Genomic DNA, 14,079 nt, shown 5'->3' with positions numbered 1-14,079 from the left:
TTTGTGAAAAAAGGGTGAGGGGATCAACTTTGGGGGTGAAGTGCGGTTTGATGCCCTCACCCCGACCCTCTCCCACGGGGAGAGGGAGAAGGGCACAAATCGTAGGCCGGGTAAGCGCAGCGCCACCCGGCAGGATGTTAAAAGCGAGTGTCCACGGCGGCAGCCAGCTTCTCCAGCAGCAGTTCACTGTCTTCCCAGCCCAGGCACGGGTCGGTGATGGACTGCCCGTAAACCATCTGCTGTCCGGCAACGATCTTCTGCGTGCCTTCCTTGATGAAACTTTCGGCCATAATGCCGGCGATAGCGGTTGAACCGCTGCGGATCTGCTGGCAGATCTCATCGCACACATCCAGCTGGCGGCGATGCTGTTTCTGGCAGTTGCCGTGGCTGAAATCCACCACCAGATGTTCCGGCAGGTCGAATTCGGCCAGCGACTCGCAGGCCGCCGCAATATCTTCTGCATGGTAATTGGGCTTCTTGCCGCCGCGCATAATGATGTGGCCGTACGGGTTACCGCTGGTCTGGTAGATGGTCATGTGGCCGCTCTTGTCCGGTGACAGGAACATATGGCTGGCACGGGCTGCGCGGATGGCATCCACCGCGATACGGGTGTTGCCATCGGTACCGTTTTTAAAGCCCACCGGGCAGGAGAGGGCAGAAGCCATCTCGCGGTGGATTTGGCTCTCGGTGGTGCGCGCGCCAATGGCGCCCCAGCTGATCAGGTCAGCGATAAACTGCCCGGTCACCATGTCGAGAAACTCGGTTGCCGTCGGCACGCCCAGCTCGTTGACCTGTAACAGCAGCTTACGCGCCAGCTCAATACCGTGATTCACACGATAGCTGCCGTTCAGGTCAGGGTCGGAAATCAGGCCTTTCCAGCCCACCACGGTGCGCGGTTTTTCAAAGTAGGTTCGCATCACGATCTCAAGGCGATGCTGGTACTTATCCCGCAGCCCCTGCAGCCGTTTGGCATAATCCATCGCCGCATCCAGATCGTGGATGGAGCACGGCCCAATCACCACCAGAAGACGCGGGTCTTCACCATTGAGGATTTTTTCAATGCGTCGACGGGAGGCCGTCACATGTTCCGCAACGGTGGCGGAAACGGGATGCCGCTGTGCCAGTTCAGCCGGCGTAACCAGGCTGTCAATGCGCGCAGTGCGGAGTTCATCGGTTTTATTCATGGAATGTCTCAGAAAATTTTTGCTTCATCGGCAGACTACCGGGAAGTGATGGGCATCACCTTAAACCAATCCCTGCTGATTTCAAGTTCGGGGCGACACCGCCCCGTGGTTGCCGATGATGATACCTGAATCTGAGTTAATGTACTAGCATGTTAGTACATGCGGCGGTTAAGCCCCATGATGTCGAGAATTTTGGTAGCGATCTCTTCTACCGAATAGTTGGTGCTGTTCAGCCACGGGATCTGGTTTTTACGGTACAGCGCTTCCACTTCGGAGACTTCCATTCGGCACTGGCGCATCGAGGCGTAGCGGCTATTTTCACGGCGCTCTTCGCGGATGGCGGCGAGGCGTTCCGGGTTGATGGTCAGGCCAAACAGCTTGTGCTGCAGCGGCTTCAGGGCGGCGGGCAGCACCAGGTTATCCATGTCGTCAGCAATAAACGGGTAGTTGGCGGCGCGAATACCGAACTGCATCGCCAGATAGAGGCTGGTCGGGGTTTTGCCGCAGCGCGACACGCCCAGCAGGATCACCTGCGCCTGGTCGAGATTACGCAGAGAGATACCGTCATCGTGCGCCAGGGTGTAATCAATGGCGGCGATACGGGCATCGTACTTGGTCAGGTTACCGGGATTAAGCCCGTGGGTACGGTGGGCGATGGGCGTCGGGTCGAGCTTCAGTTCGCTTTGCAGCGGGGCCACCAGCGCCTGCACGATGTCCTGACAGAAGCCTTCACTCTGCAGAATGATCGAGCGAATCTCGGGGATCACAATCGAGTAAAACACCAGCGGGCGGACGCCGGTCTGCTGATAGATGGCGTCTATCTGGTCTTTCACCGCTTTGGCGCGGCTCTCATTTTCGACAAACGGCAGCGTGATGCTGTTAATCGAAACGGGGAACTGCGACATCACCGCGTGGCCCAGCACCTCGGCGGTGATCGCCGTCCCATCAGAAATATAAAAAACGTGGCGATCGACAGCACTATCCATTTTACCCACCCTGAATATCATACGTAATTGTCTGAAAGCATAAATTAAAAAAGTAATTTATACAGCAAAGAACTTATCCTAATTATGAATGAAACGCTGTTTTTGATTTTCCTGAAAAGTGGATTTCATTTTTCAAATAGCGACTTTATTTTTGGGGTTTCTGGCTGAATATAGAGGAATCATCGGCTTAATCGTTGATGGGAAAGTATCCGAAAAGTTGAAAATTTAAATTGCTTACACGATTCACCGTTTTTTTAGCGGAAATAAATATGCCACTATAAATACGTAGTCAGGCGTTACTTACTCCGATCAAATATCACAAAAGGATTGTTTCGATGTCCAACAATGGCTCGTCACCGCTGGTGCTTTGGTATAACCAACTCGGCATGAATGATGTAGACAGAGTTGGGGGCAAAAATGCCTCCCTGGGTGAAATGATTACAAATCTGTCAGGTATGGGTGTCTCCGTACCGAACGGGTTTGCCACCACCGCCGATGCCTTTAACCTGTTTTTAGACCAGAGCGGTGTTAACCAGCGCATTTACGACCTGCTGGATAAAACGGATATTGATGACGTTACCGAGCTTGCGAAAGCCGGGGCGCAGATCCGCCAGTGGATCATCGACACACCTTTCCAGCCGGAACTGGAAAAAGCCATTCACGACGCGTACAACCAGCTCTCCGCTGATGACGCACAGGCCTCTTTTGCCGTGCGCTCTTCTGCTACCGCAGAAGATATGCCGGACGCCTCGTTTGCCGGGCAGCAGGAAACCTTCCTGAACGTTCAGGGTTATGACGCCGTGCTGGTGGCGGTGAAACATGTCTTTGCGTCCCTGTTCAACGACCGCGCTATCTCCTATCGCGTGCATCAGGGCTATGACCACCGTGGCGTCGCGCTTTCCGCTGGCGTTCAGCGCATGGTGCGCTCGGATGTCGGTTCCTCCGGCGTCATGTTCTCCATCGATACCGAATCCGGCTTCGACCAGGTGGTGTTTATCACCTCTGCATGGGGTCTCGGTGAGATGGTGGTGCAGGGGGCGGTTAACCCTGACGAATTCTACGTCCACAAGCCGACGCTGGCCGCAGGCCGCCCGGCGGTGGTGCGCCGCACCATGGGCTCGAAAAAAATCCGCATGATCTATGCCCCGACGCAGGAGCATGGCAAGCAGGTGAAAATTGAAGATGTGCCGCAGGAGCAGCGCGATCGCTTCTCCCTGACCGACGCCGAAGTGCAGGAGCTGGCGAAGCAGGCGGTGCAGATCGAAAAACACTATGGCCGTCCGATGGATATCGAATGGGCGAAAGACGGTAACACCGGCAAGCTGTTTATCGTGCAGGCGCGACCGGAAACCGTCCGTTCTCGCGGCCAGGTAATGGAGCGTTATACGCTGCACGCGCAGGGCAAAATCGTGGCGGAAGGCCGTGCGATTGGTCACCGTATCGGTGCCGGTCCGGTGAAAGTGATCCACGACATCAGCGAAATGAACCGTATTGAGCCTGGCGACGTGCTGGTAACCGACATGACCGACCCGGACTGGGAACCGATCATGAAGAAAGCCGCGGCTATCGTTACCAACCGCGGTGGCCGTACCTGTCACGCTGCCATCATCGCGCGTGAACTGGGTATTCCTGCTGTTGTCGGCTGCGGTGACGCTACCGAGCGCATGAAGGACGGGCAGAACGTGACCGTCTCCTGTGCCGAAGGCGATACCGGCTACGTGTATGCTGATATCCTCGACTTCAGCGTGAAGAGCTCCAGCGTGGATACCATGCCGGACCTGCCGCTGAAGATCATGATGAACGTCGGTAACCCTGACCGCGCGTTTGACTTCGCCTGCCTGCCGAACGAAGGCGTAGGTCTGGCGCGTCTGGAATTCATCATCAACCGTATGATTGGCGTTCACCCACGCGCGCTGCTGGAGTTTGACGACCAGGATCCGAAACTGCAGAACGACATCCGCGAGATGATGAAAGGCTACGACTCGCCGAAAGAGTTCTACGTCGGCCGTCTGACCGAAGGGATCGCCACGCTGGGCGCGGCGTTCTGGCCGAAACGCGTGATTGTGCGTCTGTCAGACTTTAAGTCTAACGAATACGCCAACCTGGTGGGCGGCGAGCGCTATGAGCCGGAAGAAGAGAACCCGATGCTGGGCTTCCGCGGAGCCGGACGCTACGTATCCGACAGCTTCCGCGACTGCTTCGCGCTGGAGTGTGAGGCGGTGAAACGCGTGCGCAACGACATGGGGCTGACCAACGTCGAGATCATGATCCCGTTCGTGCGTACCGTGGATCAGGCGAAAGCCGTGGTGGACGAGCTGGCACGTCAGGGGCTGAAGCGCGGCGAGAACGGGCTGAAGATCATCATGATGTGTGAAATTCCGTCCAACGCCCTGCTGGCTGAGCAGTTCCTTGAGCACTTCGACGGCTTCTCTATCGGTTCGAACGACATGACGCAGCTGACGCTGGGTCTGGACCGCGACTCCGGCGTGGTCTCTGAGCTGTTCGATGAGCGTAACGAGGCGGTGAAAGCGCTGCTCTCTATGTCCATCCGCGCAGCGAAGAAGCAGGGTAAATACGTCGGGATTTGTGGTCAGGGCCCATCCGACCATGAAGACTTTGCCGCATGGCTGATGGAAGAGGGGATTGATAGCCTGTCCCTGAACCCGGATACCGTGGTGCAAACCTGGCTGAGCCTGGCGGAACTGAACAAGTAACCGCTAAAAAACGGATAAAGGCGAGGAGATATCTCCTCGCCTTTTTTATTTCCGCCCGAATATGCTCCCCATCACAAATAAAGTAAAAAACTAAATATCATAATTTGTCTGTTAATTTAGACAATTGTTAGCCCGCAAAGCGTTGCTAATACTTGAGCCTTACTGCGCATTTCCCTGGTGAAGATGCGCAACTGGTTGAAATACGTTTTAACCTGATAAAAAGGCAAATAACAATGACAATCTCCTCTGTATTGCGTACCAAAGATAAAATAGGTTATGGCTTAGGTGATATGGCCAGCGCGCTGGTCTGGCAAACGGCAACGCTATTTCTCGCTTATTTCTATACGGATGTTTTTGGTTTGCCCGCCGCGATTATGGGCACCATGTTTTTAGTTGTACGCGTGGTCGATGCGTTTGTCGACCCGTGCATTGGCGCGCTGGTGGATCGCACCCGGACGCGCCACGGTCGTTTCCGTCCCTGGCTGCTGTGGTTTGCCATTCCGTTTGGCGTGAGTTGCCTGATTACGTTCTATGTCCCGGATGTTGGGCCAACGGCCAAAATCGTGTATGCCTGCGTGACCTACGCTATTTTAAGCCTGATTTACTCCGCGATTAACGTGCCTTACTGCGCCATGCCGGGCGCGCTGACGCTGGACCCGCGCGAGCGTCACTCCCTGCAATCCTGGCGCTTTGGCCTGTCGTTTATCGGCGGGTTGATTGTGACGGTAATTGCCCTGCCGCTGGTCTCCTTGTTAGGCCAGGGCAACGTGCAGAAAGGCTATTTCTATGCCATGAGCCTGATGGGGCTGCTGGGGATTGTACTGTTCTTCTGCTGTTTCATGATGACCCGCGAGCGTTATTCTCCACGCAACGATACCTCCGGATCCATGTTCACCGATTTAAAACTGCTGGCCGGAAACAGCCAGTGGCGTATTGTGTTCCTGTTTAATATTTTACTGTTAACGGCGGTGGTGACGCGGGGTTCCGCCACGATGTATTACGTGAAATATGTGCTGTTGCGTCCGGAGCTGGTTTTCGCCTTTATTGTTTCCGGGATGGTGGCCTCCTTAAGCGGCGCATTATTATCCGAACGGCTGCTGGGGAAATTTGACCGCGTACGCGCCTATCAGTGGACCATTATTTCCTTCGTCATCTTCGGCGCGCTGATTTTCTTCCTGCCGCCTTCTCAGGTCTGGCTCATCTTTGGCCTCAATATCGTCTTCAGTTTTGTGCAAAACCTCACCACACCGCTGCAGTGGACCATGTTCTCCGATGTGGTGGACTACGAAGAGCACCGCAGTGGCCGCCGCCTGGACGGGCTGGTGTTCTCCACCGCGCTGTTTGCCATCAAATTTGGCCTGGCGCTGGGTGGGGCGGTCGTCGGCTGGGTGCTGGGCATGGTGGATTATGCACCCGGTGAGGCAGCCCAGGCGCCGCACGTGCTCTCGACCATTAACGCACTGTTCACCCTTATCCCTTGCGCGCTGTTCCTCTGCATGGTCGCGCTGCTGGCCATCTACAAACTGAACAGCCGGCTGGTGGACTCCATCGCCCGGGAGCTGGCCAGCAAACGTGAGGTAAGACCCGAAGCAGGGCAGCTCAGCCCGGCAACCCCTTCCGCACTACAGGAGTAAAACATGACAGTTATCTATAAGGACGCGGGACGTCCCGTGCACGAGCGCGTCGCCGATTTACTGGCACGCATGACCCCGGAAGAGAAGTTCGCCCAGATGCATGCGTACTGGCTGATCCTCGATGAAAACGGCAACCACCGCGAGCGTAGCGATCTGAGTGACGAATTTGCCGGCGTGAGCCAACAGGCTTCTCTCGGCGAACGGCTTAAGCTGGGCGTCGGGCAGATCACCCGTCCGCTGGGGACCCATATCGTTGATGCGAAAACCGGGGTACGCGCCGCTAACCGCCTGCAGCGGATGATGATGGAGGAGACGCGTCTCGGCATACCGGCGCTGTTCCATGAGGAGTGCCTGGTGGGGCTGCTGTGTAAAGACGCCACGCTGTTCCCGTCGTCGCTGAACTACGGTTCAACCTGGGACCCTGAACTGGTGCAGCGAGCGGCACAACAGATTGGTAAAGAGGCGCGGTCTGTGGGCTGCCAGCAGGGGCTGGCGCCGGTGCTGGATGTCTCCCGCGACGTGCGCTGGGGGCGAACCGAAGAGACCTTTGGCGAAGATCCCTGGCTGGTGGGCGTCATGGCTACCGCCTATGTTAAGGGACTGCAGGGCGACAAACGTGACCTGCTGGCGACCCTCAAACATTATGTGGGTCACTCGTTCAGTGAAGGCGCGCGTAACCATGCTCCGGTACACCTGGGTTTTAGCGAGCTTAACGACACCTTCCTGCTGCCGTTTGAAATGGCGGTGAAGCTCGCCAACGTCGGTTCGGTAATGCCCGCCTATCACGATATTGATAACCAGCCGGGCCACAGCGACAGCTTCCTGCTGACCACCGTCCTTCGCGAACAGTGGGGCTTCGACGGGATCGTTGTGGCCGACTACGGCGGCGTCAGCCTGCTGCATCAGCATCATGGGGTTTCCCACGATGCGGCAGAATCTGCCGCGCTGGCCTTCAACGCCGGGCTGGATGTTGAGTTGCCGAAAGATGACTGCGCACGCCACCTGGCCGAAGCCGTCGATCGCGGGCTGATCGCCATGGCGAAAGTGGATGAGATTGTGGGCCGTGTACTGACCGAAAAATTCCGTCTCGGCCTGTTTGAACAGCCGTATGTCGATGAAAACGGTATCGATCTGCAAAATGTGGTAACCCGTCAGGTCGCGCGGGAGGTGGCGACAAAATCGGTCACGCTGCTGGAGAACAACGGCATCTTACCTCTTGGCGGCAAACCCCGCGTGGCGGTGGTAGGGCCGACGGCAGACGATCCGCTGGCGTTACTCAGCGGCTACAGTTTCCCCGTGCATCTGATCATCAGCGATATGGTCGAGGAGACCTCTCAGGTGACGACGCCGCGCGCGGCGCTGGAGCATTACCTCGGCGCGTCGCAGGTTCGCTACGCTAAAGGGTGTCACATCATCGAAAAACGGATGGCGGGTGCGCCGGTCTTCCCGGGGGACAGCGGCGGCAAACCGATGCAGCAGTCGCCGGTTTCGCAAAGCACCGCCTTGATCCCCGAGGCTGTGAACGCGGCGCAGGAGAGTGATGTCGTCGTGGCCTGCGTGGGCGATCTCGCCGGGCTGTTCCAGAGCGGTACCGTGGGGGAAGGATCGGATACCGACTCCTTAAACCTGCCGGGCGTGCAGCAACAGCTGCTGGAGGCGCTGGTGGCGACGGGCAAACCGGTGATTGTCGTGATGACCGGGGGGCGTCCTTACCATCTTCAGGGCCTGGAGGAGAAGGTGGCCGCGCTGATCGTGGCGTGGGCACCGGGGCAGGAAGGGGGCTGGGCCATTGCGGACGTGCTAACGGGGCGTGCGGAGCCGCAGGGGCGTCTGGTGGTGAGCGTGCCGAAAAGCGCCGGCGCGATGCCGTATTACTACAATCACAAGCTCAAAAGCGGTGGTACGCCGTTTGCGTTCCATTTCGGTGCACGTTACCCGTTTGGCTTCGGCCTCGGCTGGACGACATTTAGCTGGGGGAACGCGAGCGTGGCTTCATCTGAGGTGTCGGTCGACGGCGAGGTGGCACTGAGCGTGGAGATCACCAACACCGGGGAACGCAGCGGCAGCGAGGTAGTGCAGGTTTACGTCAGGGATAAGGTCGCCACGCAGGTTCGGCCGCTCCAGGAGCTGAAGGCCTTCCAGCGCGTCACGCTCTCGCCGGGGGAAACCGCCACGCTCACCTTTACGCTGCCGGTGGAGATGTTCAACTTCACCCGTCGTGACGGGAAACGCATCGTTGAGCCGGGCGAGTTTGAGCTGCAGGTTGGCGCATCGTCGGCGGATATCCGCGAGGCGGTTACGGTTAATGTGACAGGGGAAACGCGGGTGCTGCCTGCTAAGTGGCGGATGCTCAGTACCTGTGAGGTTAAGCGCGCGTAGTCAGGATAAAAAAAAGCCCATCGTGGGAGATGGGCAAAGACTACACACAGCAATTCGTTGTTTCACTCAGGGGATTTCCATGCTTATAAATCAAGGTGTTGATTTATAACCGTGTGCTAATAGTAGGCATGTCCGCTTTTAGCGTCGATCGGATTCGTCTCAATAGTTAAAGAGACGTAAAGATTTCTTGAGGTTATGAGCAGATTGGGGGCAGGAATCGCGGGTCTGACCAGTGTGCAACGAATAAATACTTTAGCGGTGTTAAAGTATTGAGCGGGAGAATGTAGGCCGGGTAAGCGTCAGCGCCACCCGGCAACAAGGCTTAATGGGTATTCTTTTCTTCCAGCTCTTCCAGTTCGCTCAAAATCACGTCCGGATCAGTTCCCGGCGGTGGAATTTCATGCACCCAGGCGGAGAACAGACGCCAGGTGACGGCGAGAAGCACCGGGCCGATAAACAGGCCAATCATACCGAAGGCAATCAAGCCGCCAATCACCCCGGAGAGGATCAGGATCAGCGGCAGGTCAGCGCCCATGCGGATCAAAATAGGGCGAATGACGTTATCCATCGTGCCGACCACGCAGCTCCAGACCAGCAACACCGTTCCCCACGTGGTATCACCGGTCCAGTAGAGCCAGATGATGCTGGGGACCAGCACCAGCAGCGGCCCCAGTTGCGCAAGACAGGTCATCAGCATGACCACGGTGAAAACGGTGGCGTACGGTACGCCGGAAATCGCCAGACCAATACCACCCAGCACCGCCTGCACCAGCGCGGTCACCACTACGCCCAGCGCAACCGCGCGTACGGCCTGTGCCGCCAGCAGCACCGCCGCGTCACCCCGTTTACCCGCCAGGCGGGTAGCAAAGTGACGAACGCCTAAAGCCACCTGCTCACCGCGCCAGTAGAGCAGGGCGCTGAAGAGCAGCATCAGGGTACAGTGCATCATAAAGCGGCCAATATGCGCCGCCTGACCCACAAACCAGGTGGTGGTGGTGCCAATATACGGGCGAACTTTTGCCATCAGCGCGCTGCCCCCCATCTCCAGCAGGCTATGCCAGCCGCTGTAGAGCTTGGCCCCTACCAGCGGAATGCTGTTCAGCCAGGCGAGATCCGGCAGCGTCAGGTCGCCACTGGTAATGGCACGGATAACCGGGCCGCTGGAATCCACCAGACTGTTCACCAGCAAAGCAATGGGAATAATAAACAGCAGGAACAGCAGCAGCGTCATGACCAGCACGGCTAATCCGCGGCGGCCGAACAGCAACTTCTGCAAGCGCAGCAATAAAGGCCATGTGGCGACGACCACGGTCGCAGCCCAGGCGAAGCCGAGAATAAAGGGTTGAACAATCCACAGACACGCAATAATCATGAGGGCCAGGAACAGCACCGACAGCAAAATTTGCGCAACATCCCTGGGCTGGCGAACATTGACCATAAATGAAACTTTCCTTAATAAAACACCAGCGAGGCTGGCGGGAAGGGAAAACCGCGTCTCTCTAATCATTAATGATATCAGCGATTTTTGACAGGCGAATTCTGCCTGTAATTCAGCAGAGATTATAAGAAAAAAATGTGATAAAACTTTCCGGACACAACGCAAACGATTTCACATTACTCTAATTAGGGTCGACGGTCATGATCCCACAGATTTCTCAGGCACCTGGCGTCGTTCAGCTGGTGCTTAATTTTTTGCAGGCACTGGAGCAACAGGGTTTTACAGGTGATACCGCCACGAACTATGCCGACAGGCTGACGATGGCCACCGATAACAGTATTTACCAGCTTCTTCCCGATGCCGTCGTTTTTCCTCGTTCAACGGCCGACGTGGCGCTGATTGCCCGTCTCGCCACGCAGGAGCGCTTCGCCTCGCTGGTCTTTACGCCGCGCGGTGGCGGCACCGGGACCAATGGTCAGGCGCTGAACCAGGGCATCATTATCGATATGTCGCGCTATATGAACCGCATCATCGAGATCAACCCTGAAGAGGGCTGGGTGCGGGTCGAAGCGGGCGTGATCAAAGATCAGCTTAACCAGTACCTCAAACCGTACGGCTACTTCTTCGCACCTGAACTCTCCACCAGTAACCGCGCCACCATTGGCGGGATGATCAACACGGATGCCTCCGGTCAGGGCTCGCTGGTCTACGGAAAAACCTCCGATCACGTGCTGGGCGTGCGAGCGGTTCTGCTGGGGGGCGATATCCTCGATACCCAGCCGATGGCGGTGGAGCTGGCGGAAACGCTGGGCAAAGATAACACTGCCAGCGGGCGTATTTATCGTACCGTGCTGGAGCGCTGCCGCGACAACCGACAGCTGATCCTCGATAAATTCCCCAAACTGAACCGCTTCCTGACCGGGTACGACCTGCGTCACGTCTTTAACGATGACCTGACCCAGTTTGATTTAACCCGCGTGCTGACCGGCTCCGAAGGGACGCTGGCGTTTATCACCGAGGCGCGGCTGGATATCACCCGGTTGCCGAAGGTGCGTCGCCTGGTGAACGTCAAATATGACTCGTTCGACTCCGCGCTGCGCAATGCGCCGTTTATGGTGGATGCTAAAGCGCTGTCAGTGGAAACCGTTGACTCTAAAGTGCTCAATCTGGCCCGGGAAGATATCGTCTGGCACTCCGTTAGCGAGCTGATTACCGACGTGCCGGGTAAAGAGATGCTGGGTCTTAATATCGTGGAATTTGCCGGCGACGACGCAGCGCTTATCGACAGCCAGGTGACCACGCTGTGTCAGCGACTGGACGAACTGATTGCCCATGGCGAAGGCGGCGTGATCGGCTGGCAGCTCTGTAACGATCTGGCCGGTATCGAGCGTATCTACGCGATGCGAAAAAAAGCCGTGGGGCTGCTCGGCAATGCCAAAGGGGCGGCGAAGCCGATTCCGTTTGCCGAAGATACCTGCGTTCCCCCTGAACACCTGGCGGATTATATCGTTGAGTTTCGCGCCCTGCTGGACAGCCACGGTCTGAGCTACGGCATGTTCGGCCACGTGGATGCCGGGGTGCTGCATGTGCGTCCAGCGCTGGATATGTGCGACCCGCAGCAGGAGATCCTGATGAAGCAGATCTCCGATGAGGTGGTGGCCTTAACCGCCAAATACGGCGGTCTGCTGTGGGGCGAACATGGGAAAGGGTTCCGCGCGGAATACAGCCCGGCGTTCTTCGGTGAACAGCTCTATGCGGAGCTGCGTAAGGTGAAGGCGGCTTTCGACCCGCATAACCGCCTCAACCCGGGTAAAATCTGCCCGCCTGAAGGTGTCGAGGCCCCGATGCTGCAGGTGGACGCCGTCAAGCGCGGCACCTACGACAGACAGATCCCGATTGCGGTGCGATCCTCCTGGCGCGGCGCGATGGAGTGCAACGGTAACGGCCTGTGCTTTAACTTTGATGTCAAAAGCCCGATGTGCCCGTCGATGAAAATTACCAGCAACCGTATTCACTCGCCGAAAGGGCGGGCGACGCTGGTGCGCGAGTGGCTGCGCCTGCTCGCCGACCGCGGGGTTGATCCGCTCCGGCTCGAGCAGGAGTTACCGGAAAAACGCGCCAGCCTGCGCACGCTTATCGAGCGCACCCGCAACAGCTGGCATGCCAGCAAGGGCGAGTATGATTTCTCCCACGAGGTGAAAGAGGCGATGTCCGGCTGTCTGGCCTGTAAAGCCTGCTCCACCCAGTGCCCGATTAAAATCGACGTGCCGGAATTCCGCTCACGTTTCCTGCAGCTTTACCACACGCGCTATCTGCGTCCGGTGCGCGACCATCTGGTGGCGACGGTAGAGAGCTACGCGCCGCTGATGGCGCGAGCGCCAAAGACCTTTAACTTCTTTATTAACCAGCCGCTGGTGCGCAAACTTTCTGAAAAGCATATCGGGATGGTCGATCTGCCGCTGCTCTCGGTGCCCTCTCTTCAGCGCCAGCTCGTCGGGCATCGCTCGGCGAACATGACCCTGGAGCAGCTGGAGGCACTCACCCCTGAGCAAAAAGCGAAGACAGTACTGGTGGTGCAGGATCCGTTTACCAGCTACTACGATGCAGAGGTGGTGGCGGACTTCATCCGCCTGTCAGAAAAGCTGGGCTATCAGCCGGTGGTCCTGCCATTCTCGCCCAACGGCAAGGCGCAGCATATTAAGGGCTTCCTGACGCGCTTTGCGAAGACCGCGCAGAAAACGGCTGATTTCCTGAATCGCGTGGCGCAGCTGGGGATACCGATGGTCGGCGTCGATCCGGCGCTGGTGCTGTGCTATCGCGATGAATATAAGCAGACGCTGGGCGACAAGCGTGGCGATTTCAGCGTGCTGCTGGTGCATGAGTGGCTGCCGGCGGCTCTGGAAGGCAAAGCGGTTCAGGATGTCAGCGGTGAACCATGGTACCTGTTCGGCCACTGCACCGAAGTCACCGCATTGCCTGGCGCCCCCGCACAATGGGCCTCTGTCTTTGCCCGTTTCGGCGCAAAGCTTGAGAGCGTCAACGTGGGCTGCTGCGGAATGGCCGGCACCTACGGACATGAAGTGAAAAACCACGCCAACTCGCTCGGCATCTACGAGCTGTCCTGGCATCAGGCGATGCAGCGTTTGCCGCGAAACCGCTGCCTGGCGACGGGCTACTCCTGTCGAAGCCAGGTGAAACGGGTCGAAGGTAACGGGGTACGCCATCCATTGCAGGCTTTGCTGGAGATTATTGGATGATCTGGAAACGCGCTGTCACGCTACAGGCGTTAAACGCCATGGGCGAGGGGAATATGGTCGGGCTGCTGGATATCCAGTTTACCCGCATCGGCGAGAACGATCTGGAGGCGACCATGCCTGTCGATCACCGCACGCATCAGCCGTTTGGCCTGCTGCACGGCGGCGCCTCCGTGGTGCTGGCCGAAACGCTGGGCTCGGTGGCGGGGTACCTCTGCACCGAAGGGGAGCAGAAGGTTGTCGGACTTGAGGTGAATGCTAACCACATTCGCTCGGTGCGCAGCGGGCGCGTGCGCGGTATTTGCCGTGCACTGCACGCCGGTAGCCGTCATCAGGTGTGGCAGATCGATATTCTCGATGAGCAGGACCGTCTGTGCTGCTCATCGAGGCTGACGACGGCGGTGGTATAAATTTTCCTGATGTTTTTGCATTTGGTCAAAAACTAGCCAGTTGGTTGTGGTATACTGGTCAGGTTTTGTACATAAGCGAG

Annotated in this window: 8 protein-coding genes and 1 other RNA gene; 5 read left to right on the top strand and 4 right to left on the bottom strand. The window is 57.5% G+C overall.

Annotated elements, in window-relative coordinates; translation table 11 throughout:
- Positions 1-137 precede the first annotated feature (137 nt).
- Positions 138-1,184, bottom strand: coding sequence for a 3-deoxy-7-phosphoheptulonate synthase AroH (aroH, locus tag LDK53_RS08655; RefSeq protein ID WP_025757322.1), 1,047 nt, complete (start codon positions 1,182-1,184; stop codon positions 138-140).
- A gap of 152 nt (positions 1,185-1,336) precedes the next feature.
- Positions 1,337-2,170 (bottom strand): pyruvate, water dikinase regulatory protein, encoded by an 834-nt coding sequence (locus tag LDK53_RS08650; RefSeq protein ID WP_023311315.1) that lies wholly within the window; start codon positions 2,168-2,170, stop codon positions 1,337-1,339.
- Between the two features lie 335 nt (positions 2,171-2,505).
- Between LDK53_RS08650 and ppsA the strand changes: the two genes are divergently transcribed.
- The 3 genes from ppsA (at position 2,506) to LDK53_RS08635 (ending at position 8,897) form a co-directional block, all read left to right on the top strand.
- On the top strand, positions 2,506-4,884 hold the full coding sequence (gene ppsA / locus LDK53_RS08645) for a phosphoenolpyruvate synthase (RefSeq protein WP_025757321.1): 2,379 nt from the start codon (positions 2,506-2,508) through the stop codon (positions 4,882-4,884).
- A 233-nt stretch (positions 4,885-5,117) separates the two neighbouring features.
- The gene (locus tag LDK53_RS08640; protein ID WP_225285491.1) at positions 5,118-6,518 is read left to right on the top strand and encodes an MFS transporter; all 1,401 of its coding nucleotides are present in this window, start codon (positions 5,118-5,120) and stop codon (positions 6,516-6,518) included.
- Positions 6,519-6,521: 3 nt separating this feature from the next.
- The gene (locus tag LDK53_RS08635; RefSeq protein ID WP_225285490.1) at positions 6,522-8,897 is read left to right on the top strand and encodes a glycoside hydrolase family 3 N-terminal domain-containing protein; all 2,376 of its coding nucleotides are present in this window, start codon (positions 6,522-6,524) and stop codon (positions 8,895-8,897) included.
- Between the two features lie 5 nt (positions 8,898-8,902).
- On the opposite strand, the gene rprA is transcribed toward LDK53_RS08635, so the two are convergent.
- Both rprA and ydiK read right to left on the bottom strand, forming a co-directional pair.
- An RNA gene (gene rprA, locus LDK53_RS08630) (antisense sRNA RprA) lies at positions 8,903-9,010 on the bottom strand.
- A gap of 209 nt (positions 9,011-9,219) precedes the next feature.
- Positions 9,220-10,335 (bottom strand): AI-2E family transporter YdiK, encoded by a 1,116-nt coding sequence (ydiK, locus tag LDK53_RS08625; RefSeq protein WP_025757318.1) that lies wholly within the window; start codon positions 10,333-10,335, stop codon positions 9,220-9,222.
- Positions 10,336-10,535: 200 nt separating this feature from the next.
- Between ydiK and LDK53_RS08620 the strand changes: the two genes are divergently transcribed.
- Both LDK53_RS08620 and menI read left to right on the top strand, forming a co-directional pair.
- Positions 10,536-13,592 (top strand): FAD-binding and (Fe-S)-binding domain-containing protein, encoded by a 3,057-nt coding sequence (locus tag LDK53_RS08620; RefSeq protein WP_225285485.1) that lies wholly within the window; start codon positions 10,536-10,538, stop codon positions 13,590-13,592.
- Positions 13,589-13,999 carry a 1,4-dihydroxy-2-naphthoyl-CoA hydrolase gene (gene menI, locus LDK53_RS08615; protein WP_045285297.1) on the top strand — a complete coding sequence of 137 codons (411 nt, stop codon included), beginning with the start codon at positions 13,589-13,591 and terminating at the stop codon, positions 13,997-13,999. The genes LDK53_RS08620 and menI overlap by 4 nt, the downstream gene beginning before the upstream one ends.
- Positions 14,000-14,079 lie beyond the last annotated feature (80 nt).

The organism is Enterobacter sp. K16B (assembly GCF_020216105.1).
Lineage (GTDB): Bacteria > Pseudomonadota > Gammaproteobacteria > Enterobacterales > Enterobacteriaceae > Enterobacter > Enterobacter sichuanensis.
This window is presented reverse-complemented; position numbering and strand designations above follow the sequence as displayed.

Bases quoted from the DNA above. Each gene is read 5' to 3' on its own strand.
- LDK53_RS08640 (WP_225285491.1), top strand. From the start codon at position 5,118: ATGACAATCTCCTCTGTATTGCGTACCAAAGATAAAATAGGTTATGGC.
- ydiK (WP_025757318.1), bottom strand. From the start codon at position 10,335: ATGGTCAATGTTCGCCAGCCCAGGGATGTTGCGCAAATTTTGCTGTCG.
- LDK53_RS08620 (WP_225285485.1), top strand. From the start codon at position 10,536: ATGATCCCACAGATTTCTCAGGCACCTGGCGTCGTTCAGCTGGTGCTT.
- menI (WP_045285297.1), top strand. From the start codon at position 13,589: ATGATCTGGAAACGCGCTGTCACGCTACAGGCGTTAAACGCCATGGGC.
- LDK53_RS08650 (WP_023311315.1), bottom strand. From the start codon at position 2,170: ATGGATAGTGCTGTCGATCGCCACGTTTTTTATATTTCTGATGGGACG.
- LDK53_RS08635 (WP_225285490.1), top strand. From the start codon at position 6,522: ATGACAGTTATCTATAAGGACGCGGGACGTCCCGTGCACGAGCGCGTC.
- ppsA (WP_025757321.1), top strand. From the start codon at position 2,506: ATGTCCAACAATGGCTCGTCACCGCTGGTGCTTTGGTATAACCAACTC.
- aroH (WP_025757322.1), bottom strand. From the start codon at position 1,184: ATGAATAAAACCGATGAACTCCGCACTGCGCGCATTGACAGCCTGGTT.